Annotated in this window: 24 protein-coding genes; 7 read left to right on the forward strand and 17 right to left on the reverse strand. The window is 69.1% G+C overall.

Annotated features, from left to right (window positions below):
• Positions 1–32 precede the first annotated feature (32 nt).
• The 6 genes from IE136_RS35270 to IE136_RS00310 all read right to left on the reverse strand — a co-directional run bounded on the left by IE136_RS35270 (position 33) and on the right by IE136_RS00310 (position 3,865).
• Positions 33–1,043, reverse strand: a complete 1,011-nt coding sequence (locus tag IE136_RS35270) for a hypothetical protein (protein ID WP_229818571.1) — start codon at positions 1,041–1,043, stop codon at positions 33–35.
• A gap of 694 nt (positions 1,044–1,737) precedes the next feature.
• On the reverse strand, positions 1,738–1,980 hold the full coding sequence (locus IE136_RS00290; RefSeq protein WP_229818572.1) for a hypothetical protein: 243 nt from the start codon (positions 1,978–1,980) through the stop codon (positions 1,738–1,740).
• Between the two features lie 16 nt (positions 1,981–1,996).
• Positions 1,997–2,326 carry an RRQRL motif-containing zinc-binding protein gene (locus IE136_RS00295; protein ID WP_189599089.1) on the reverse strand — a complete coding sequence of 110 codons (330 nt, stop codon included), beginning with the start codon at positions 2,324–2,326 and terminating at the stop codon, positions 1,997–1,999.
• Complete coding sequence (locus IE136_RS00300; RefSeq protein WP_189599090.1) at positions 2,323–3,327, reverse strand: DUF2637 domain-containing protein; 1,005 nt, start codon at positions 3,325–3,327, stop codon at positions 2,323–2,325. Before IE136_RS00300 ends, IE136_RS00295 begins: the two co-directional genes overlap by 4 nt.
• Positions 3,324–3,599, reverse strand: coding sequence for a DUF6303 family protein (locus IE136_RS00305; protein WP_189599091.1), 276 nt, complete (start codon positions 3,597–3,599; stop codon positions 3,324–3,326). Before IE136_RS00305 ends, IE136_RS00300 begins: the two co-directional genes overlap by 4 nt.
• Positions 3,599–3,865, reverse strand: a complete 267-nt coding sequence (locus tag IE136_RS00310; protein ID WP_189599092.1) for a DUF6284 family protein — start codon at positions 3,863–3,865, stop codon at positions 3,599–3,601. Before IE136_RS00310 ends, IE136_RS00305 begins: the two co-directional genes overlap by 1 nt.
• Before the next feature lie 418 nt (positions 3,866–4,283).
• On the opposite strand from IE136_RS00310, the gene IE136_RS00315 reads away from it, so the two are divergent.
• From IE136_RS00315 to IE136_RS00335, 5 genes are all read left to right on the forward strand, one after another.
• The gene (locus IE136_RS00315) at positions 4,284–5,072 is read left to right on the forward strand and encodes a GntR family transcriptional regulator (RefSeq protein ID WP_189599323.1); all 789 of its coding nucleotides are present in this window, start codon (positions 4,284–4,286) and stop codon (positions 5,070–5,072) included.
• A complete protein-coding gene (locus tag IE136_RS00320; RefSeq protein WP_189599093.1) occupies positions 5,069–5,722 on the forward strand; it encodes a YdcF family protein in 654 nt (217 codons plus the stop codon). The genes IE136_RS00315 and IE136_RS00320 overlap by 4 nt, the downstream gene beginning before the upstream one ends.
• A gap of 1,443 nt (positions 5,723–7,165) precedes the next feature.
• On the forward strand, positions 7,166–7,561 hold the full coding sequence (locus IE136_RS00325; RefSeq protein WP_189599094.1) for a hypothetical protein: 396 nt from the start codon (positions 7,166–7,168) through the stop codon (positions 7,559–7,561).
• Positions 7,562–8,351: 790 nt separating this feature from the next.
• Complete coding sequence (locus IE136_RS00330; RefSeq protein ID WP_189599095.1) at positions 8,352–9,029, forward strand: hypothetical protein; 678 nt, start codon at positions 8,352–8,354, stop codon at positions 9,027–9,029.
• A 301-nt stretch (positions 9,030–9,330) separates the two neighbouring features.
• Positions 9,331–10,482, forward strand: a complete 1,152-nt coding sequence (locus tag IE136_RS00335) for a restriction endonuclease (protein ID WP_189599096.1) — start codon at positions 9,331–9,333, stop codon at positions 10,480–10,482.
• A 388-nt stretch (positions 10,483–10,870) separates the two neighbouring features.
• Here IE136_RS00335 and IE136_RS00340 read toward each other — a convergent pair whose 3' ends face one another.
• The 11 genes from IE136_RS00340 to IE136_RS00390 form a co-directional block, all read right to left on the reverse strand.
• A complete protein-coding gene (locus tag IE136_RS00340) occupies positions 10,871–12,007 on the reverse strand; it encodes a tyrosine-type recombinase/integrase (RefSeq protein ID WP_189599097.1) in 1,137 nt (378 codons plus the stop codon).
• Positions 12,007–12,216 (reverse strand): excisionase family DNA-binding protein, encoded by a 210-nt coding sequence (locus IE136_RS00345; protein ID WP_189599098.1) that lies wholly within the window; start codon positions 12,214–12,216, stop codon positions 12,007–12,009. Before IE136_RS00345 ends, IE136_RS00340 begins: the two co-directional genes overlap by 1 nt.
• Entirely contained in the window at positions 12,213–13,613 is a 1,401-nt protein-coding gene (gene repSA / locus IE136_RS00350) for a replication initiator protein RepSA (RefSeq protein ID WP_189599099.1), read from the reverse strand. Before repSA ends, IE136_RS00345 begins: the two co-directional genes overlap by 4 nt.
• Positions 13,614–13,618: 5 nt before the next feature.
• A complete protein-coding gene (locus IE136_RS00355) occupies positions 13,619–13,801 on the reverse strand; it encodes a hypothetical protein (RefSeq protein ID WP_189599100.1) in 183 nt (60 codons plus the stop codon).
• Between the two features lie 93 nt (positions 13,802–13,894).
• The gene (locus tag IE136_RS00360; RefSeq protein WP_189599101.1) at positions 13,895–14,443 is read right to left on the reverse strand and encodes a GGDEF domain-containing protein; all 549 of its coding nucleotides are present in this window, start codon (positions 14,441–14,443) and stop codon (positions 13,895–13,897) included.
• A 5-nt stretch (positions 14,444–14,448) separates the two neighbouring features.
• Positions 14,449–14,688 (reverse strand): hypothetical protein, encoded by a 240-nt coding sequence (locus IE136_RS00365; RefSeq protein ID WP_189599102.1) that lies wholly within the window; start codon positions 14,686–14,688, stop codon positions 14,449–14,451.
• A 1-nt stretch (position 14,689) separates the two neighbouring features.
• Entirely contained in the window at positions 14,690–14,905 is a 216-nt protein-coding gene (locus tag IE136_RS00370; protein ID WP_373308959.1) for a SpdD protein, read from the reverse strand.
• Positions 14,906–14,919: 14 nt separating this feature from the next.
• Positions 14,920–15,105: a mobile element transfer protein gene (locus IE136_RS00375; RefSeq protein WP_189599103.1), complete on the reverse strand. Its 186-nt coding sequence runs from the start codon at positions 15,103–15,105 to the stop codon at positions 14,920–14,922.
• 20 nt (positions 15,106–15,125) lie between these two features.
• Positions 15,126–15,791, reverse strand: a complete 666-nt coding sequence (locus tag IE136_RS00380) for a DUF2637 domain-containing protein (RefSeq protein WP_189599104.1) — start codon at positions 15,789–15,791, stop codon at positions 15,126–15,128.
• A gap of 76 nt (positions 15,792–15,867) precedes the next feature.
• The gene (locus IE136_RS00385) at positions 15,868–17,217 is read right to left on the reverse strand and encodes an FtsK/SpoIIIE domain-containing protein (RefSeq protein ID WP_189599105.1); all 1,350 of its coding nucleotides are present in this window, start codon (positions 17,215–17,217) and stop codon (positions 15,868–15,870) included.
• Positions 17,218–17,219: 2 nt separating this feature from the next.
• The gene (locus tag IE136_RS00390) at positions 17,220–17,552 is read right to left on the reverse strand and encodes an SCO3933 family regulatory protein (protein WP_189599106.1); all 333 of its coding nucleotides are present in this window, start codon (positions 17,550–17,552) and stop codon (positions 17,220–17,222) included.
• Between the two features lie 166 nt (positions 17,553–17,718).
• Between IE136_RS00390 and IE136_RS00395 the strand changes: the two genes are divergently transcribed.
• Positions 17,719–18,555 carry a sigma-70 family RNA polymerase sigma factor gene (locus tag IE136_RS00395; protein ID WP_189599107.1) on the forward strand — a complete coding sequence of 279 codons (837 nt, stop codon included), beginning with the start codon at positions 17,719–17,721 and terminating at the stop codon, positions 18,553–18,555.
• Between the two features lies 1 nt (position 18,556).
• Entirely contained in the window at positions 18,557–19,369 is an 813-nt protein-coding gene (locus tag IE136_RS00400; protein ID WP_189599108.1) for a protein phosphatase 2C domain-containing protein, read from the forward strand.
• The last annotated feature ends 341 nt before the right edge of the window (positions 19,370–19,710 follow it).

A 19,710-nucleotide genomic window follows, 5' to 3' on the forward strand; every position in this document is an offset into this window, starting at 1 on the left:
CCCCGTCGTGGTGGCGGTGTTGTTGGCCATGGTCAGACGTTCCATCCCTTCTCGGCCTGGGTCCCGTTGCGCGGGTCCTCGTGGCGGGCGATGTCCTGCTCGTGGGCGGTGCGGAACAGCGGCCCCATGTCCTCCGCGACCGCGACCGCGCTCATGAGGGCGCCGAAGATGTCGTTGAAGCCGCCCGCGACTTCCTTCTCCAGCGGGAACTCCGAATCCGATCGCTCGGCGAGGATCTTCATCACGTTCGCCACGCTGGTCAGCGCGGCGGGCAGTCCTTCGACCATGGCCAGGATCTCCATGGCGTTCTCGGGGTCGTAGCTGTTGGCCGCGGCTTCCATCTCCGCCGCGTACTCCTCGAACCGGAAACCCGACACGATCTCTCCTTCGGTGTTCTCGCTGGTGGTGGGTGTTGCCGGGACAAGCCCGCCGGGACGCTCGACCTGGTCGCCGATCTGCTCGGATGCCTCGTCGGATGCCTCGGCGTCGATGGCGGCCTCGGCGTCCTCCAGGGCCGCCCGGATCTCCTCGTCCCGGCTCTCGCGCTGCTCGGCGGCGGTGCGCTTGAGGCGGGCGTAGAGGTGGCGGCCGGGGTGGATCAGCCACGGCAGGTTGAGCTTCCGCCCGATCGGCGACGTCACGAAGCCGACGATGCCGAGCGCCCCGGCGAGCAGCGCTGCGAGCAGGCGGCGGCGCTGGAACCGGGCCGCCGACCTGCGCAGAGCCTTTCGGGCCTGCTTGCGGGCGGGTGCCTTGCGGACCCGGTCACGCTGGCCGTCGACCTGCCCGGCAGCCCTCCGGTCCCGCGCCTTACGGGCGCGCTCTATCGCCGCACCACGGGCCTTGCCGATGCGGCCGGCGGCTTTGCCCACGGCGCGGCCGATCGGCCCCTTCTTCGGCAGCGACGCTGCCCGCTGCTCGGCCTTGGCCTGGCGGCGGGCGTCCGCCACCGAACGGCGGGCGCCCTTGGTGTCGTTGCGGCGAGCAGCCCGTGACGGAGACGTCTGCCGGGCCGCGTCCCGCAGGGCCTTGACCTGCCCCACCCGGCCCGCAGACCGGCGCGGAGAGGCGGAAGTACCCGACGAGGACAGATTGTTCGCGGGTGACTTCCGCAAGCGGTTCAGCCGGGCAGACTTCTTCCCGGCCGGGGAGGGGCCGCCAGTGGTCCGGGATCCGGTGCCGGTGCCGCGACCGCGCCCAGCGGCTTTAGTGGTCCCGTCCTTCCCGCTGCGGGCCTGCGTCGGCACCCGGCCCGTACTGCGTCGACTGGCCGATCCCGTCCCGCCCGTGGCGCTGCCGGTACGGGCCCTGGCGCCCGTGGGGGCGGTACGGCCCTGCGCCGCCTTGGCATTGGCCTTGTTCCTGTTGTCGCGACGGTGGCGGGTGGCTGCGGCGGCGGTGCCGAGGACGACCGCGCCGGTCGCTGCGACCGCGAGCGCGGCAGGTCCTCCGACCAGGGCGGCAGCTGCCAGGAGAGATGCGGTGGTGTTGGTGCCGGTCACGGCGAGCGGGACGACTGGCCACCCGCCGGGCGTGTGCTCCACGACGGCGGCCGGTGCCGGGGTGGGTTCGGGTGTCGGGGTAGGGACGCTGTCCGGAGGGGCGTCGGGGCCTGCTACCGGAGCGAGGGTGGTGTCAGTCATGCTGGTGTGCACTCCTTCGCGGAGAACAGCAGAGCCCGCACGCAAGGCTTCCTACGGCGCGGCGTACGGGCTCTGCTAAGCGAGGTGTTGCAGGTCAGAGCCGGTTCGGCTCCAGGGAGAAGAAGACGACGTTGGCCCGGGCGAACTCGGGGTTCTCCGAGCTGATGCGCTCGCGCAGCCACAGGAACATGTCGTTGCGGGTGCTAGTCGGGCCCGGGGTGACGGTGCCGTGCCAGGTGCCGGCGATCCGGCCGGGCATGTCGAGGGTGAGCACGTAGTGGTGCGAGCCGTGCTGCTGGGCGGTCGCCATGGTGTTCTGTTCGGTCTGGCTGCTCACGCGGTGTCTCCTCGCGTCAGGTGGTGGGTGAGTCGGCGCACGGGGTGCACATGCCGAGCGACCGCGGGATGCGATATCCCGCGTCGCGGCGGCAGTTGGGGCAGATCCGCTGGGCCGTGTTCGCCCGCTCCAGGGCCGCACGGCGAGCGGGCGTCATCGGGCGGACGGGCTTGGCCCGGTCGATGCGGTAGAGGTAGGCGACCAGCGGTCCCCGTCGCCTGCGGGGGCGCTGCAGCTCGGCGGCGACGTCCTGACCGCCGGGCCGCAGGCCGAGGGCCCGGAGCTGGCGGTAGGTGGCGTAGCCGTCCGGGGCCAGACGCCACCGGTAGACCGGCAGCGCGCTCACGACGCAGCGCCTTCGAGCATCCGGCCGGCGGTCGTGTCGCGGTGCTCCTGGTAGCGGGTGGAGACCCAGCCGACCGACCAGCCACACAGCTCCGCGGCCGACCGGACCGGCAGCCCCTCCGCGAACGCGGCGGCGACGATCTGGCGGGCGCGGTCCTCGGGCCGCTTCTCCTTCACCGGACCACCAGAGAGCAGCGCGGCCCGTTCACGAGCCGCCCGCTCCTCCCGCTCCGCACGCTCACGACGGGCCGCGGCTTCCCGCTCCAGACGCTCCGCCTCCCGGCGCTGAGCGGCCTCACGCTCCAGGCGTTCACGCTCACGCTGCTGCTGTTCACGCTCGCGTTCACGGCGTTCACGGGCCTCTCGCTCGGCCCGCTCCCGCGCCTCCGTCTGCTCGCGTTCGGCACGGCGCGCGGCTTCCTCCCGCTCGGCCTGTTCACGGGCGAGGCGGGCCTCATGCTCGCGCTGTTCACGCGCCTGGACCTCGGCGTGCTCGCGCTCCTCGCGGGCCCGCCGCTCGTCCGCCTCACGGCGCTCCCGGGCTTCTCGCTCGCGCTCGGCCTGCTCGGCCCTGCGCTGCGCTTCCTGTGCCGTCAGAGCGGCGGTGATGGCCCGCCGGTAGGCGAGTCCGGTCTCGGCTGTGACGATCAGGAGGAGCGGTGCGACCGCGTGCACGGCCACGCCGACCAGGTCTTTCCTCAGCGCGGAGTCCGCGACGTTGAGGGCGAGGGTCATGCAGCCGGTCATCCAGCGCAGCGCGACCGGCCACCCGCCGCCGTGCCCGCCCAGCCGGGCGAGGACCGCGTCCAGGCGGACCACGATCACGACCGCCGCGTCCACGACGAGCGGCAGGATCGGCGCGGTCCAGTCCCACTCGTCCGGGGTGTGAGCCGCCATGAGCGGGGTGACGGTGAGGATGGAGTAGAGCATGGCGCCGGCCACGATCAGCCACGTGCCGACCGACAGGGCGCGCTCGGCTGAACGGATCTGAACACTGTTCATTCCGGCGCCTCCCGCACCTCGATCGAGGCGATCAGGTATGCCCGGGCGGTCGGGTCGTCCGGCCAGAGCGTGGTCTCGGTCCACTGCCACTCGGCGCCGTCCGTGAACGTGTAGCCGAGCGCGTTCAGCGCCCGTGAACGCTCCCGAACAGTCGGCACCTCACCGCTGCCGAGGTCCGCCTCGGGCCACGCCGAGACAGGCCGCGGCAGCACCACATACAGCCGCCAGCGATCGCGCCGGCTGGACAGGTGCGCGATGATCGTCGTGGCCATCACGCCACCTCCGGGGCGCCCGTGGCGGCGGCCTGGTTGGTGAGCGCGGTACGGGCCGCGAGGACGCGCCGGCGAGCCCGGCGGATGCGCCGCTTGTCGAGCATCGACGGGGTGCGGTCAAGGGTCGCGATCTGCGCGTCGAGCAGGTCGACCTCCGCCAGGATCAGCGGCATCTCCTGCTCGATCGCGTCCAGCTCCGCCGCCGACGGCTCACCGTCGAACGGGGTGGCCGTAACAACGGCCTGAAGTGCAGCGATGGACTTCATTGGGTGTGTTCCTCTCTCGCAGGAACGGCCCGAACCGAGGCCCCGGAGTTGCACCTCCGGGGCCTCTCGCCGTTGGAACCAATCCGGCTCCCCTCGACCCCGCCCGTACGAGACGGGCGGAGGAGGCAACCGGCCGCAGCCGTCGAAGCTGCGGAAGGCCTGAGTGCGCGGCCTTGGGCCGCGCTGGCCACCTTTCTGAGGAGGTGGCGACCTCGTCACGCTGTTGAGTTCTCAAAGCACGGTCGCTTCCTTGGAGCCGTTTCACGGGCCCTCCGGGCGCCGGGAGCAGCCCAAAGAAGGCCGTCCCCCGCCCGCTGTCCTAGGACTGCGGGCGTCTGGGATGAGAATGGCGCACAGTCCCAGGACTGTCAACAGTCCTGGGACTGTGTTTGACTGGTCCTGTCGAGAGGAGTTCTGCGTGGCACCCAAGTGGCGAGAACTGGCAGACAAGCTCGCTGAGCGGATCAGGAGCGGCGAATACGCCCCGGGTCAGCAGCTACCGCACATCCGAGACCTGGTGGAGGCCGGTGAAGGATCGAAGTCCACGGTTCACGCGGCGTACAAGGCTCTGGAGGCCGAAGGGCTCGTGACCTCATCACGGGGCCACGGCACTGTCGTACGGCAGCAGGCGCCGTTGAAGCGACTCGGCATCGCCCGATACGACAAGGCAAAGTGGCGAGACGGCGATGAGGTCGCGTTCATCGCGGACCGTGTGGCGTCGGGTCGGGCGTACAAGCGGGGCGAGCAGACGCAGAGCGTCAGTCGCGTGCCTGCGCCAGCCATGGTGGCAGCGGCTCACGGGCTGCCCGAGGGAGCAGAGGTGTACGCGCGTGCCCGCCTCGTGAAGGAGGGTGACCAGCCGACGCACACGCTGACCAGCTACTACCGGCCCGAGCACGTTGAGGGAACACGCATTGTCGACCCGGCGCCAGGGCCCGCTGGCCGGGGCGGCGGCTTCCGCGTGCTCTACGACGCCGGGTACGACATCGACCACATGCGCGAGGAGCTGTTCGCCCGGATCCCGACAACCGAGGAGGCGACGCTGCTCCAGCTGGCACCCGGCGAGTGGGTGGTCGAGCTCCACCGCACCACGTACACGGCGGACGGCACCGTTGTTGAATTCGCCATCGGCATCCACGCGGCCAGCCGCTTCGCGTGGGCATACGACTTCAAGGTCCCCGACTCGGCACAGGAGGCGAAGCAGTGATTTCGCCACAGGCGTGGTCCGACGCACAACTGCTATGGGACTTCCAGCAAATGCACCACGAGCCGCGCCCCTGCTCGGTCGGCATCGGACTGGGCAGCCACGACCTGGGCGTGGCCGAGGTGACGGCCGACCTTTACCAACGCGGAATGTTCCCGCTGATCGTCTTCACTGGCGCCACGAGCCGCACGACGCGCGATCGGATGCCTCGCGGGGAAGCTGAGCACTACCGGGAGCGGGCGATAGAGCTGGGGGTGCCGGCGTCTGCCGTCCTCGTCGAGCCGAAGGCACAGAACACGGGCGAGAACATCCGCTTCTCCCGCGCCCTGCTCGCGGAGCAGGGCGTTGGCGTGTCGTCCATCCTGCTTGTCAGCAAGCCGTACGAGGAGCGCCGGGCCTACGCGACGGCCCGCAAGCTCTGGCCGGACGTCGAGATCGTCAGTGCATCCGCCCCGATGACGCTCGCGGAGTACGTCGACTCAATCGGGGACGCCCGTCTAGTCCTCGACATGCTCGTTGGAGCGCAGCAGCGCCTGCTGATCTATCCGGAGCAGGGATTCATGATCAGCCAGCAGGTTCCTGAGGCCGTCACTGCCGCCTACGACCGCCTCCGCGCCGAAGGGTTCACGAGCCGCCTCGCCGCTACTCCGTAACCGGGCACCCGCTAGGCACGGGGTGAGAGTTTCTCTACGACATCAAGGCACCCACCGCGCACGGCGCGGTGCGCGCGGCCCGTCGCCCGGGCCTGCGCTCCTGTCTACGCCCCGCTCCAGCCCGGCCGCCGTCCGCGCGCCTGACGGCTCGGGTTGATGGTGGGGAACCACGATGCGGCCCGGGCGAGTACGCGACGTGCGGGTCAGGGAGTGCCTCCGGCGGGGGCGCTCAGGCTCCGGGATGGCGGGGGCGCCGTACGCGGGTGCCAGCCGGTGGGGTGCTGAGGCGGGGAACTCCCATCCCGTCTGCCATCGACCCAGGACAAGCCGAGCAGACACGGCACCGGGCGTCCAGGTCGTTCGTACAGTGGCGCGCTCCACCTGGACGCCCGGCACCGTGCCCGCTCCACATACGTGTGGGTCGACGGCAGACGGGATGGGAGTTGGGGTGGCTGATGCTCGGTGGAGATGCACGATGACCGTTCATATTTGGCCAAGTCAGAGTGCACGTTTTGCCGCTTATGCGACCCAATCTGCGGGGATCGTGGAAGAGCTGCGATGACCGCAACCTCTTGCGATGACCACAAACAGGCATAACCCCTGGTCAGACATCTGTAGACAGCACTACAGGCGGACGTGGTGTGCAGTTTCTGGGTGTGGACAGCGCCGAGCCAGAGCGCTTCTCGAAAGCAGCGGGGACGGATACGTCCACTGCTAGCTTCGTGGCCTGAAGAAGACCCCATCCGGGTCTGGGGAGACGTGACGGATGGGGTCGGCCAGCGCTACTCAACAGAGCAGCACCAGGAAGGATGAAATGGATAGCCCACACACCCCTGCTGAGGCAGAGCCTACTCAAGCAACCACTAGCAAGGCCACGAGGACCACAGCGCTCATGCTGGGAGCTGGAACGCTCCTCACCGGATGCGCCGCAATGATCAGCGCTTCGGTGAGCGTGCAGGCGTACGCCCAACACTGCTCTGCACCTACGCAGTACAGCAGTGCGGTACCGCAACCCGCTCCGTCCGATAGTGCCCGTGGGGACCTCCTGGCAGCCGGTAGGACCGTCGCTGGCCCCCCGGCCAGGCCTAAAGCCGCAGTTGCTCGGTGGTTGGCCCAGGTACACAAGTGAGTGTCTAACTGCGTGACAACGCCGACGAACAGCGGCGAACAAGCGCGAACGTCTGCGGACCATCAGTGCAGGTGAGAGACACACCGGTCCAAGGTAGAGCTCGCACATAAGTTGCTTCGGGACGAAGAGGTCGCCGTGCCAGGTGGGACGGGGACCCGGGAATACGACGGGTGCCGAGAAGGGTCGCACGGCTCGACTCGGCACCCGTTTCCGCACTTCACAACACCTGCCAGGTGTCAAAGCTCCGTGATTCATCGAAGCTCATGTCGGTAGCGCAGCACCCGCTGTCAGAAGCGCACTGTACGGTCTGCGTCATGGCTGAGAGACCTACAACGAGTTGGCGCGAGGGCATAGCCCGTGAGGCCGAGCAACTGGCTGCCGGCACCCTGGATCCCGGCTGCGCTTGCATGGCCGACTTGTACCCGGATGCGCTCTTGGTGGCGACCGATGCAGTGCTCGACTCCTTCGACGCGGAGGTGGCCGAGCTGGATGGTGCAGAGGACGCCCAGGTCTTCGCCGTGGTCGAGCGCGCCGTCCTGGCCCTGAACGCTGTGGACGACGTCCACAGCGGCTATGAGACGGACGAACGCGAGGCGTTGTGCGACTACATCGACACGGCCCTGACTGAGCACGGCGTCGACGTGGCCGCGCTGACCGCCCGGCACGGGCTCGGGCGATATGAGCTCACGGACAAGTGGCGCGATTGGTAGACGCTTCCATCGACGGCTTCACCGTCGTGCCACACCCGTGCCAGATAGGGCGGGGAACCACGGTGAATGAGGGGTGCTGTCGATGCCAGCGCAAGGGATCAGTACAGCCCCCAACCGTGCAGCTCAGGCGCAGGGCCATCCTCCCGCTCTTGTAACGCGGTGCCCTTCCAGTGCCTTCAGAGCAAGGGAGAGAAGCCGGCGGACCGGTCGAGCTGGAAGGGTGAGCCATTTCGTGTGGGCACCCAGCCCTGCCGCAGGGCGGACGTGATGGCCTCTGCGGCATCGGAGGGCAGGACAGAGCCGCCCGGAGCTTCGAGCCAGTTACCGGGGTGGACTTGGTCCGTGGTTACGACGAGGGTCGTCCCAGGACGATCCGCATGCTCCACGGCGTACGTGCATGGGGACCAGCCGAGGCCTTGGCTATAGGTCGGTCTGCGTCGCAGTCGCCAGCGGTAGGTCGTGTCGCCGACGACAATGCACCGCGCTCCTTTGCGGCCCAACGCCATGTCTCTCCCTCGACGGTGAAGCGCTGGAAACCCAGCGCTGCGAAGGGTCCGAACGATACCCGGGCCGTCCGAGGGCAGCCGAAGGCGACCAACGTTGACAACCGTCGGCGGCTAAGTCGTAGGTCACAGCGTTGGTCACCCAGGAGGCCCCGGGTCAGCGAGGCCCCGCATCACTCTTGTGGAACTGAGGACTTGCCACCGCCCTCCTCCTTGGCCCCCACTGTCGCTGTCGGGTGCCAGACTCGTTCCCAGGATGGACTGGCCGACGACGTGAGGAGTCGTTCGTGATCCCCTCGATTGAATTGGAAGTTATGCCGGACTTTCCGGCATATGCGACGTTTGGGCTGCCCGATGTGGACGAAATCACCGAGGAGGGCTTCGGATGGTTCCGCGACGTCTGGTACCTCGGCAGTGTCAGTCACGAGGAGGCTTTGAGCGTCATCACGGAGGAGCGACGTCTGGCCAACCTCATCGATGCTTTGTCGCTGACCCATATGGAGTTCGAGGCCATTGCGCGGGCAGTCGAGTACAACGACCCGGGATATTTCCCAGATGGGTTCACTCTCAGGCATCCAGAGAACCGCGAAATCATCGAGATCGTTGGTGACGGCCACAGCGCGGATCCGGTTCTTGATTGCTTGGAGATCGGCGTGGCAGGACTCTCCTATGCGCTCTCCTCAGTGGGCTGCATCACTGCTGCCAGCTGTCGAGGCCATCTGTCGGACCAACGCTGGTCTGATCGACCCGTGGTTTTCTTCGCGGCAGAGCGCCCGACAGTTCATTGGCTGACACCTTTGGTGAGGGACAGCGGCTGTGGGTTCGATGACGGAAGTGATCGGGGCCAGCTCATCGTCATCGAGGCGCCGTCGATCTCGAACTTCATGGAGCTGGCACGGCGGATTGTGGAGGCGAGCGACGCCGCTCAACCCGGAGGTGGTGCCACACAGGAACAGTTGTGGTGAAGCACTGCTGGGTAGTTTTACAGCAGCCCGGTGCGACCACCTCGACTCCTCCAAGGATCGGCAGTAGTTGGCATGGCTGGCGCCGCACTCTTGTCAGTGGCAGCCACTACCGTGTCGAAGATCGCCAGGTCAGTATTGCCGAGGGGGACACATGGGTGGTCAGTTACGCGTTGGCCAGGTCTACCGATACGCCACGGGTAAGGATCCGGGGCCAGCGGAGCTGGAGGGGTACCCCAACTTTCACCACGTCACCCACTCCCCAGAGCTTCCGCGGGCTTTGCTGGAGGCTGGCATCAATGGCATGGCGAAGGTGCGCACTCCAGGTGGAGAGCGGCGGCCGTTGATCCTCGTACGGTCGAGTCCTTGGAAGGCCGGCACCGAGCAGACGCCCTGGCACGACGTGTTCGACATGGACAACGGGCACGTTCGCTACTTCGGCGACCACAAGGCCAGCACGACGGTCGCCCCAGGGAAGACCATCGGAAACGCCGCTCTGCTGGACGCCTTCGCTGGGCACCAGGGGCACACGCCTGATGAACGCGCCGGCGCCGTCCCCTTGTTGCTGTTCCGGGCGGTGTCGCGCAGCGGGAAGGTGAAGGGTCACGTCGAGTTCTGTGGGCTGGGCATCATCGAGCGGGCCGAGCGGCTGGTGCAGTGGGGCGGCAGTGACCACACCACGTTCACCAACTACGTGTACGACATCGCCCTGCTCGACCTCACCGATGAGGACGACAAGGTCTCTTGGGAGTGGATCCACTCACGCAGGAACAAGGACCTGAGCGACGCAGAGACGCTCGAACTGGCTCCGCGGGCGTGGCGGGAGTGGGTCAAGAGCGGTAGTTCGGAGCTTCCGCGGCTCCGCCGGCGCGTTGCGCGAGCCAAGGTGACCAAGGTGCCCGAGCAGCGGCCGAAGCCGGGCACCGCCGAGGCCAAGGACCTGGAGCTGATCTACAAGTACTTCGACGGACGCAAGCACGACTTCGAGGCAGTGGCCTCCGCCGTCGCGGCGCGCGTTTTGCGGGGTGCCGGGAACAGCTACGTAGAGGGGTGGCTGACCCAGCGGTCCGGCGATGGAGGGGCTGACTTCGTCGGCAGGCTCGACATCGGCAGTGGGCTGGCCGGCACCAGCCTCGTCGTCCTCGGACAGGCGAAGTGCGTGCGACTCGACCATGTCGTGTCCGCCGACCAGATCGCTCGTGTGGTGGCTCGTCTCCGCCGCGGCTGGATCGGTGTCTACGTCACGACCGGCGCCTACTCCGTGCCGGCGCAGACCGAGATGGTCGAGGACCAGTACCCGATCGTTCTGGTCAACGGACTGGACCTGACGCGGGAGCTCAGGGGCATGGCCAGGGACGATCACGGCGGAGACCTCGAAGCCTGCATCGAGCACATACTGCGGGTCCGCGAGACCGCGGTCACCAACCGTCGACCGGAGGAGATCCTGCTGGAGTAGGCATCCCGGCAGCGCGCGGCCTATTCGTGGACGGGGCGGCCCCTTCGAGGTCCCCGTAAGTCTCTGAACTGCTGTTATGTCGCGAGCTCACAGGGCCTGCGGAGCCGTGTCCCACGGGCTGCCCGGTGACGGCAACCGTTGACGGCAACGCCAACGCACATCGGAGCGCCTGCCCGGACCGCGACACTATTCCCTTCCTAGCCTGACGGGTTGTTGCCCTGGCGCCGCGCTTGGCTGGTCGAACTTACAAAGCAGATGTCGGCGGTTCGAAACCGTCCGCGCCCACCAGCAGGTAGCACGGCAAAGGCCCAGGTCACCGGTACTGAACGGGGAACCTGGGCCTTGTTCGTTCCTCAGCCGCGAGGGCGGGGGAGAGGCGCCGTGCCACTTACGTGCCAGATGCGTCGCCGGGCTCGGCCGGCCGAACCTTCTTGATCTGCTCGTCGACGTGGGCAGCGATGGCGTGGTCACGCCCGTTCACCAGGTGCTGATAGATCAGTGCGGCCCGCACCGACGAGTGCCCCATCCGCTGCATCAGCTCACGCGTCGTGGCGCCGCCGGTCGCGGCGAGGGTGTTCCCGGTGTGGCGCAGATCGTGGAAGTGGACGTCTCCGAGGCCGGTGGCCTTCAGGGCCCGCAGCCACAGGCGGCGGAAGTTGTTCCGGCGCAGCTGGCCGCCGCGGGCTCCGGTGAAGACCAGCCCGGTCCGACCCGGCTCGGCGTAGATGGCGAGATGAGTGGCCAGGCTCTCCGCCAGCGAGGCCGGGAAGGCGACGGTCCGCACACCGGCCGCGCTCTTGGGTGTCTTGACCAGGATGCCGTCGGTACGGGTCTCGGCCAGAGAACGCCGTACGGCGACGGTTCGCCGGTCGAGGTCGACGTCATGGCGCTGGAGCGCGGCGAGCTCCCCGAAGCGGAGGCCGGTGAAGGCCGCCAGCAGGATGAACACCCGGAAGCGCGCTGGCACGGCGTCGGCGATCTGGAAGACCTCGGCGACGTCGAGGAACGGCCGCTCGGCTGTCTTGGCCGCCCCGGCGCCCTTGATACGGCAGGGGTTGCGCTGGATCAGCTCGTCGTCGACCGCGGTGTTCATGATGGCGCGGAGGATTTGGTACGCCTTGGCGACCGTGGGCTCACCGACACCAGAGTCCAGGAGGCCGGCACGCCAGCGGCGGATCTGGGGCGTGGTGATCTCACTCAGGACCACGTCCGCGAAGGTCGGCAGGATGTGGAGGCGCAGCGCGCTGCCGTTGCGTTCGCGAGTGGTCGCCGCGTAGTCACGTTCCTTGAACCAGGCATCGGCGTACACCCCGAAGAGGACCTTGTCGTCCGGGTTCTTCCATCGGCCGTCGAGGATCTCCGCTTCCTTGCGGACGAGCCACCGGTCAGCATCGGTCTGCGACGAGAACGTCTCGGGCGCCGATCGCAGCAGTCCGTCCGGCCCCTGATAGCGAGCCTGGAACCTCCCCGACGGCAGCTTGCGCACCGCACCGAAGCGGCGCCGTTTGCCCTTGGTGTTCGCCATCAGGCCACCACCCCGAATCGGCGACGAGCGGTGATCGGCTGGACGGTGTGGGCAGTCACGAATTCTTCCAAGGCCCGCTCAGGGATGCGGACATGGCGCCCCACCTTGACGAACACGATCCGGCGCTCGGCGATGAGCCGACGAGGAAACCTCTCTGTCGTGCCAAGGAGTTCGGCGGCCTGGCCCACGGTCAGCAGTCGGTCTGTCATGCAGTCGTCCCTTCCAGGTCGAGTTCGGCGCGGAGTTCGCGGGCTTGTTCGCGGTTGTGTTGGATGTCGCGGCGGGTGTTGGCGGCGAGCCAGGATTCGCCGGGTGTGGAGCCGTGGCCGGCGTAGGTCCAGTGGGCGACGACGAGGACGGTGGCTTCGGGGTTGTCGTCGGGGTCGGGCAGGCCGAGGGATGCGCGTTGCTGGTGGGCGCGGTAGTCGGCGCGGACCTGGCGTAAGGCGCCGAGGGTGGTGGAGTAGCGGCGGGATTTGGTGGAGAAGTGGCCGCGGAAGCCGAGCATGTGGGCCCAGGCACGGAGTCGTCGGTCGGGGTAGGCCGGATCGAGGTCCATGCAGGCTTCCATGAGGCGCCGGGGGTGGTCCGGGACGTCGAGGAGAATTAGGGCTTCCTTGTTGCCCACTCGGTGGTCGACGGACCCCGTGGTCTCGGCGGCTTTGGTGGCGTACTTGGCGACGTAGGCGGCGACGGCCTGTTCGGTGAGGTCTTCGCCCTGGCCGAAGGCGCCGATGGGCTGGACATCGAGCTGGTCGCCCCAGGTGAGCGTGAGGTCCTGGTCGACGCCGTGCTCTGGTGCGGCCGGGACGACGACTTGGACGCGGCCGGCTGCGGCGCGGATGGCGTCGGTCAGGAGGTCGAGGGTGGCCCAGGCCGGGGGCGGGGTGTCGGGGCCGTCTGGTCCGTCGAAGCGGATGACGGCGTGGAAGTGGACGGCGCCGCGCTTTTGGTATTCGGCGACCTTGCCGAAGGAGACGCGGGACTGTTCGCGGGCGGCTTTCTGGGTGAGGCCGGCGCGGGCGGCGATCTCGCGGCGGAGGTAGATGGTGAAGTACCGCCACAGCTCGGAGGCGTGGTTGTTCCACAGCACCGCACTCGCGTAGTCGTACGTGTACGGGTCGAGCGGGGTGCCGAGCTCGGGCGCGTCCTCCTGGTGCTGCTTCCCGCAGCGGCACGGGCGGGTGCCGGGGCGGTTGTGGACGGGGCCGAAGGACGGGGCGGTGAGGGTGGCGAAGACGCGGGGGTGGTCGCGGATGGTCTCCGGGGTGCCCTTGTCGGGGTTGCCGACGAGTCCGGCGCGGATCAGGTGGTAGGTGTCCCCCGCGTAGGTCCAGGCGCAGGCGGGGCAGCGGGAGGCCCGCCGGTTGCCGCAGGCGACCCGCAGGACCCCGCCCGGCTCGTTGTCGGTGGTGTAGGCGTGGAGGACGGTCCGCGTCGACGGGTCCAGGAGCTTGGTCCCTCCGGACAGGCGGACGGGTGCGGCGCATCCCTGGGTGCGGCGGATCTGATCGGTGAGGCGGTCGAAGCCGGGGGACCCGGCGACCCGGAGCAGATCGCTCAGGGTGGCCGGGTCCAGGCCCGCCGCGGTGGCGGTGTCGGTCAAGGCGGTCACTTCCCGGCGCGCACGAGAACGGCGGGGGTGGTGCGGGTGCCGGTGCCCTTGCAGGCCGGGCAGGTGGCCGGGAGGGTGCGGCGCCGGCCGTCCGGGGTGACGCTTCCGGTGGTGATGTGAACAACGGGGAAGCCGTCACAGTGGGAGCAGACGCGCGTGGTCGAGGGCTGGGGCATCATGGGCTTTCCCTTTCGGGTCCGTTGGATCTGGAATGGGGATTCAGGCGCCCGGGGCGGCGGAAGTTTGGCGACGGATGCCGCTCCGGGGGCCGCTCAGTGTGTGTTGCGCCTGCCGTGGCCCTTGGCCGCGTACATCGCCATGTCGGCGGCGGACAGGGCGTCGGTGAGGGCCGGGACCGGCAGGTGTTCGCGGTGGCAGTGACCGACCGACGCAGAGACCCGCAAGGTGTGGCCTTCGTGTGTGACCGGCTGGTCCAGGGCGGCGCGGAGGGCGGGGAGGCCGGCGGTGTGGTCGGGGTGGGTGACGATGGCGGCGAACTCGTCCCCGCCGAGGCGGGCGGCGATGCCGTGGCGCCCGCACCAGGTGGTCAGGCGGTCGGCGGTCGCGGTGAGCACTTGGTCGCCGGCGGCGTGGCCGTGGGTGTCGTTGATGGCCTTGAAGTCGTCCAGGTCGACCAGGACCACGAGCGCGTTCGCGTGGCGGGTGATGAGGTGTTCGGCGCGGGTGGTCCATCCGGCGCGGGTGTGCAGGCCGGTCAGCGGGTCGCGGCGGGCGGTGGCCAGGCGGCGGGCGAGCATGCTGCCGTGCAGGGCCCAGCCGAGGGCCGGTAACCCGGCGGCGGCGATCGTGTAGGTGTCCATGGCGGTCACCGGCCCCGGCGCCGGTTGGGGACGGGCTTGATGGGCGGGATGGAGTCGTAGGCGTTCTGGCCCTGCTGGAAGGAGGCGGCGTCGGCGTCGCTGATGGCGTTGTTGGTGTACTCGCGGCCGATGCGGCGCATGGTCTTGCGGTCGCCGTGGCGCTTGGCGATGGCGAACTCGCGTCCCAGCTCCGCCATCTGCGGGTTGGACGGGGTGTCGTTGGTCTTGCGGCTGAAGAGGCCCATGTCAGTGCTTCCTTTCCTGGTTGAGCAGGGACTTGAGGACGACGGCGCACACGGCGACCGAGGCGGCGGTGATGGCGACGGCCAGGAGCATCGAGACCAGAACGGCGCCGACGACCAGGACCACGGCCCCACCGCCGGCCACGAGGGGAGTGTGCTCGGGCACCGTGTGATGGGTCGGGGTGTAGGTGTCGGGTGTCGGGTATTTCGGTGTGAACACGGGGCTTGCTCCTCTCAGGCTTTGCAGCGGTGTGTGCGGGCGGCGAGTTCGGCGGCGGCGCGGGTGAAGTAGTCGGCGGAGAAGTCGCAGCCGGGGCCGGAGCACACGGCGGTGTGCTTGGTACGGCCGCGGCCGTCGTGATGCGTGCCGACGCGCACCGGGCCGAAGCGGGCGACGTTGTAGAAGCGGTTCGGGCGCACGGGGTCTGTCTCCTTTCGGATCAGGCGAGTTGGAGGGCGATCGAGTCCGCCAGCGCGGGCGGGACACCGAGGCGAGCGCGGAGGGTTTCCGAGTCGATCGGGGCGCCGGTCTGGGCGTGGTGGGCGTCCGCGATCTTCCGGGCGTGGTCGAGCAGCGCGGGCGGCACAGCGACGGCAGGCGCCGAGGGAACAGGCTCGGGCGGGGCTTTCTCGGGATCGGGATTGGCCGGCGGGAGTTCGGGAGCCGGTTCCGGAGCCCGTTCCACGGTCAGATCTGGCACAGGTTCGTGGTCGGCCTGTTCCATGGGCTCCGGTTCCTGCTTCGGTGCCGGTGTGTGGGCGAGGAGTGTGCCGCCGAGGAAGGCGAGTGCGGGCCATCCGGCGACGAGGATGCGCAGCCAGGCCGGGACGTTGTTCATGTCGAGCATTCCGGCGGTGGCGACGTTGGCGCCGAGGGATGCGGTGAGGGCGATGGTGAACCAGAGCCAGGCGTCGCGGTTGCTCGTGTCGGTGCGCATTCGGCGCCAGGCGGCGACCATCAGCAGGTCGACGCTGACCGGGTAGGCCCACGCTTTCCAGCCGTCCTGTCCAGCTGCGGCGGCCAGGTCGTGCAGGTGGGCGAAGGACAGGGCACCGGCGATGACGGCCTGGATGAGTACGGCGTCGAAGCGGAGGGTTCGGAACACGGTTCACCTCCTTTCAGGCGTGGGTCGGGTAGGGACCTGGCGCGAGACGGTCACGCCAACCGGCGGGAAGGGAGGGTCAGTCGGTTGCCGGAAGCGGCTTGAACAGCGGCATCGGCGGGACGGGCTTGCCCGCGATGAGCTGCACCGGCCGGTAGGCGGCCAGGCGCTGAAGGGCCGGGGTCAGATGCGCGTACTCGGCACAGATGGTGGCCGCGTCGGCGGCGGTGAGCTCGGGGGTGCGGATGCGGGACCAGCCGCCGGAGGAGTCGCCGGCCACCGCGACACCGGGCCGGTCGGGCGGGATCGTCGTCACCGCGACCACCGCGTCCGGGGCGATGTCGCCCAGGCCCATGTCGGCGGTCTGCTTGTCGTTGACACGGTGGACCACGCGGCCGGTGAGCTGGGCGCGGAGTGTGGTGGCGCCTTTGCCGAGGTCGGAGCCGAAACGCTGGCCGCAGACCTCCAGGAAGATGCCGGCCGCGCGGGCCATCTGCCCAAGGCGGATCATCTGCATGACCATCCGGTCCCGCCGTTCTTCGTCCTTCTTTCCCGCCACGAGGAACAGCTCGGCGACCTCGTCCACCAGGACCACGACCGGCACCGGCCGCACCTTCTCCGGCAGAGCCCACACATCGGCGGCACCATGCTCGCTGAGCAGGTCGAAGCGGGCTTCCATCTCCTCCACGAGCGCGTCCAGAAGCCCGCAGGCTTCCTCGGGCGTGACCGCGAGAGCCGACAGGCGTGGCGAGTAGCCGCGCTGTTCGACGCCCCGCTTGCAGTCGATCCCCACCAGCGCGACATCGAGCCGGGCGAGCCCGGCGATGAGGTTGCGCTGATACATGGACTTGCCCGACTGGTTCGCGCCGAGCGTCAGCGCGTGCGGGACTTTCAGGTAGTCCCGGACGAACGCGGTGCCGTCCTCCCGCAGTGCCACCGGGACCGTCATCGGCCCGCAGCGCGAGCGGCGCGGCATCTTCACCCGCCGCAGGACGTCGTAGCCGGTCATCCGCAGCTCGACGAAGCCGGGCTTGGTCTCGATCACGTTGACCGAGTGGACGCCCCAGGCGTGCCGGAGCCGTTCGGAGGCGGCCATCACATCAGCGGGCTCCAGACCGGCCGGAAGGCGAAGCGTCACCCGCATCCCGGTCGACGTGCCCCGCACCCGGCGGATCTTCGGCGGCACCGGCTGCACGTCACTGCGACGAGCCACGCTGCGGACCATGAACGCCCGCAGGCGGGAGGGCTGCACCGTCAGCCCGCACACGTCCATCGTCGAGCGGTACGTCATCGCCAACCGCACCTGCGTGACGGGCAGTCCGACCAGCGACCAGAACACGCGAGGCGCCCGCACCTTCGCGTACCCGAGACCGCCGGCCGTTCCGGCGAGCGGGAGGCCGACCTCCCATAAGGGCGACAGGTCCGTCATGATCAGGCCCCCATCGGCGTGACCGCGACGGCCCGGAACGAGATCCCGTGCCGGGTCTGGCCGTTGAACGTGTTCTCCCAGTCCCGGGCCTTCAGGCCGATCACCGACACCGGGGTCCCCGGCATCAGGTTGTCGGGGAGGCCGGTCTCCGGGACGGTCACCTGGTAGAGGTTGCCCTCACCTTCGTCCGAGATCAGCAGACCCACAGTCGAAAGGCCCGCACCGGTCTCCCGGTCCATCGCGCGCTCACCGGTCTGCTTGCTCACGAGCTTGGGCGTCGGAGCGGTCGCGACGAACACCACGGCAGTCGAAAGATCGATCTTGAAGGACGACATGTCCACTCTCCCGGTAAGGGGGGCTTAACAGCCCGAGCGTCGTTCCCCCACTGCGTTAAGGGGGGGTTACCACCCAAGATGCACGCGACTGGTGCGAGGTGTCAAGCCCCCCTTAGCATGTCGGGTATGAAGTCAGATCCCCGTCCGGTTCCGCGAGGTGTTCGCCGTGATTGAAGAAGTGCGGCGCGTCGCCGCCATGCAAGATCACGCGCTCCGCGCGAAGGCCGCCGTGGAACTGATGACGGAGCTGCAAGCGGCCGTCGTCGAGACCTCGCGCATGCGCAAAGAGAGCATTGCGTGGCTCCGCGACCACGGACACTCGATGGCCGACGTAGCAAAGCTCATGGGTGTGAGCAGAGCGCGCGTTGCCCAGCTCCGAGACGCCGGCCCGCCGCCGGAGCGCGCATTTCTCGGGACCCAGCATGCGCAGGTGCTCGTACCGATGCGGCCGGGAGAGCGGGACTACGTGGCCCTCGAGGACAGCTCGACGGGCCAGAAGCTGTTGGCTCTCGCGCATCACCTCCAGCTGGAGGGCGACCTGGGGTACATCCCGACGTCGGGCGAGATCGACCTCGACCGTGACGACCTCATCGTCGTCTGCGGCCCCAAGACCTCCCCCGTGACGGCAGCAGCCCTTCAGGCCGACCCACGCCTCTCGTACGAGATGCTGCTGGACGGCCGGTGGGCCCTCATCGAGCGGGACAGTGGCAAGACGTACACCTCACCGAGCGACGACCCGGACGACCCCGCCCTGTCGGATGTTGCCTACCTCGGCAGGCTCCCGAGGCCCGACGGCCAGGGCACCTTCCTGCTGATCGCCGGTGTCCACGCGGTCGGCTCGCTCGGGGTGGCGCACTTCCTGGCAGAGAATCTCGCCGACCTCTACAGCCGAGCCGGAACGGCCGAGTTCTCGATGGTCATCGAGTGCGACTACGAGCAGGGAACCAAGACGATCACGGCCAGCCGTGCGGCCAGCGAGGTGCTGTCGCACGAGGTGATCTGACGTGCACGTCTCCCTCACCAGCCTTCCCCGCCCCGGCGGCCGCAACGAGGACTTCGCGATCGCCAGCCCCGAGTGCGCAGTGGTGCTGGACGGCGCCGGCACCCCGAACGGACTGCCCACTGGGTGCGTCCACGGCGTGGCCTGGTTCGCCCGTAGGCTCGGAACCATGCTGCACCGCGAAGCCGTCCAGAGCGGACGGGACTTGGCCCGCTGTCTCGCCACCGCCATCGAGGGCACGGCGCAGCTGCACCGGGCGACGTGTGATGTGGGAAGTCCGTTCTCCCCGTCAGCGACGGTCGCCGCGCTCCGAAGCCGCGGGCAGGACGTGGAGTGGCTGGTGCTGGGGGACGCCGTTCTCGTCCTCGATGACGGCCGAGACCCCGAGGTCGTCACGGATCAACGCTTGGCACGCGTGGCGAGCGAGGAGCGGGCCGCCCTTCGTACGGCGGGGCGGGGGTCGAGGGGGGAGCTGGCGGCGCACACAGCGTTGGTGGAAGCCGAGAGGGCGATACGGAACCGGCCGGGCGGGTACTGGGTGGCTGCTGCGGAGCCCGAGGCCGCGAACGAAGCCCTCATGGGTCGGATGCCCATTGCGCAGTTGGAGCGAGCAGCCCTCCTCACCGACGGCGCCGCCCGTTTCGTGGACACCTTCGCCCTTGGCACATGGCCCACGTGTCTCGACGTGTTGGAGCACCACGGCACAGCCAACCTCATCGGCCAGGTCCGCGACGCGGAGCGCAGCGACATCGACCTTGAGCGATGGCCCCGCTCCAAGACGCACGACGATGCAACGGTGATCTTCGCCCGCTTCTAAGGCGAGCTGTTACAGGTTTCTCTACCTCATCAAGCACCCGGCTCCGCGTTCCGCTCCGCCGGGCGGGCTTCCCGGCTCCGCTCCGCGCGACGCTCCTGCCTTCGGCCCGCTCCGCGCGCGCTGCGCCGACGCCCGCCCCTGCGAGTGGGACAGGCCCAAGGGCATGAGCCGAGCCCCCAACCGGCGCCGCGGTCCCTCCCCGTCACCGACATGCCTCCGGCGGGGGCGCTCCGACTCCGGGATGGCGGGGGCGCCGTACGCGGGTGCCGGCCGGTGGGGTGTGGCGGTGGGGAACTCCCATCCCGTCCGCCATCGACCCAGGACAAGCCGAGCAGACACGG

It is taken from the genome of Streptomyces lateritius (assembly GCF_014649715.1).
In the GTDB taxonomy this organism is placed as follows: domain Bacteria; phylum Actinomycetota; class Actinomycetes; order Streptomycetales; family Streptomycetaceae; genus Streptomyces; species Streptomyces lateritius.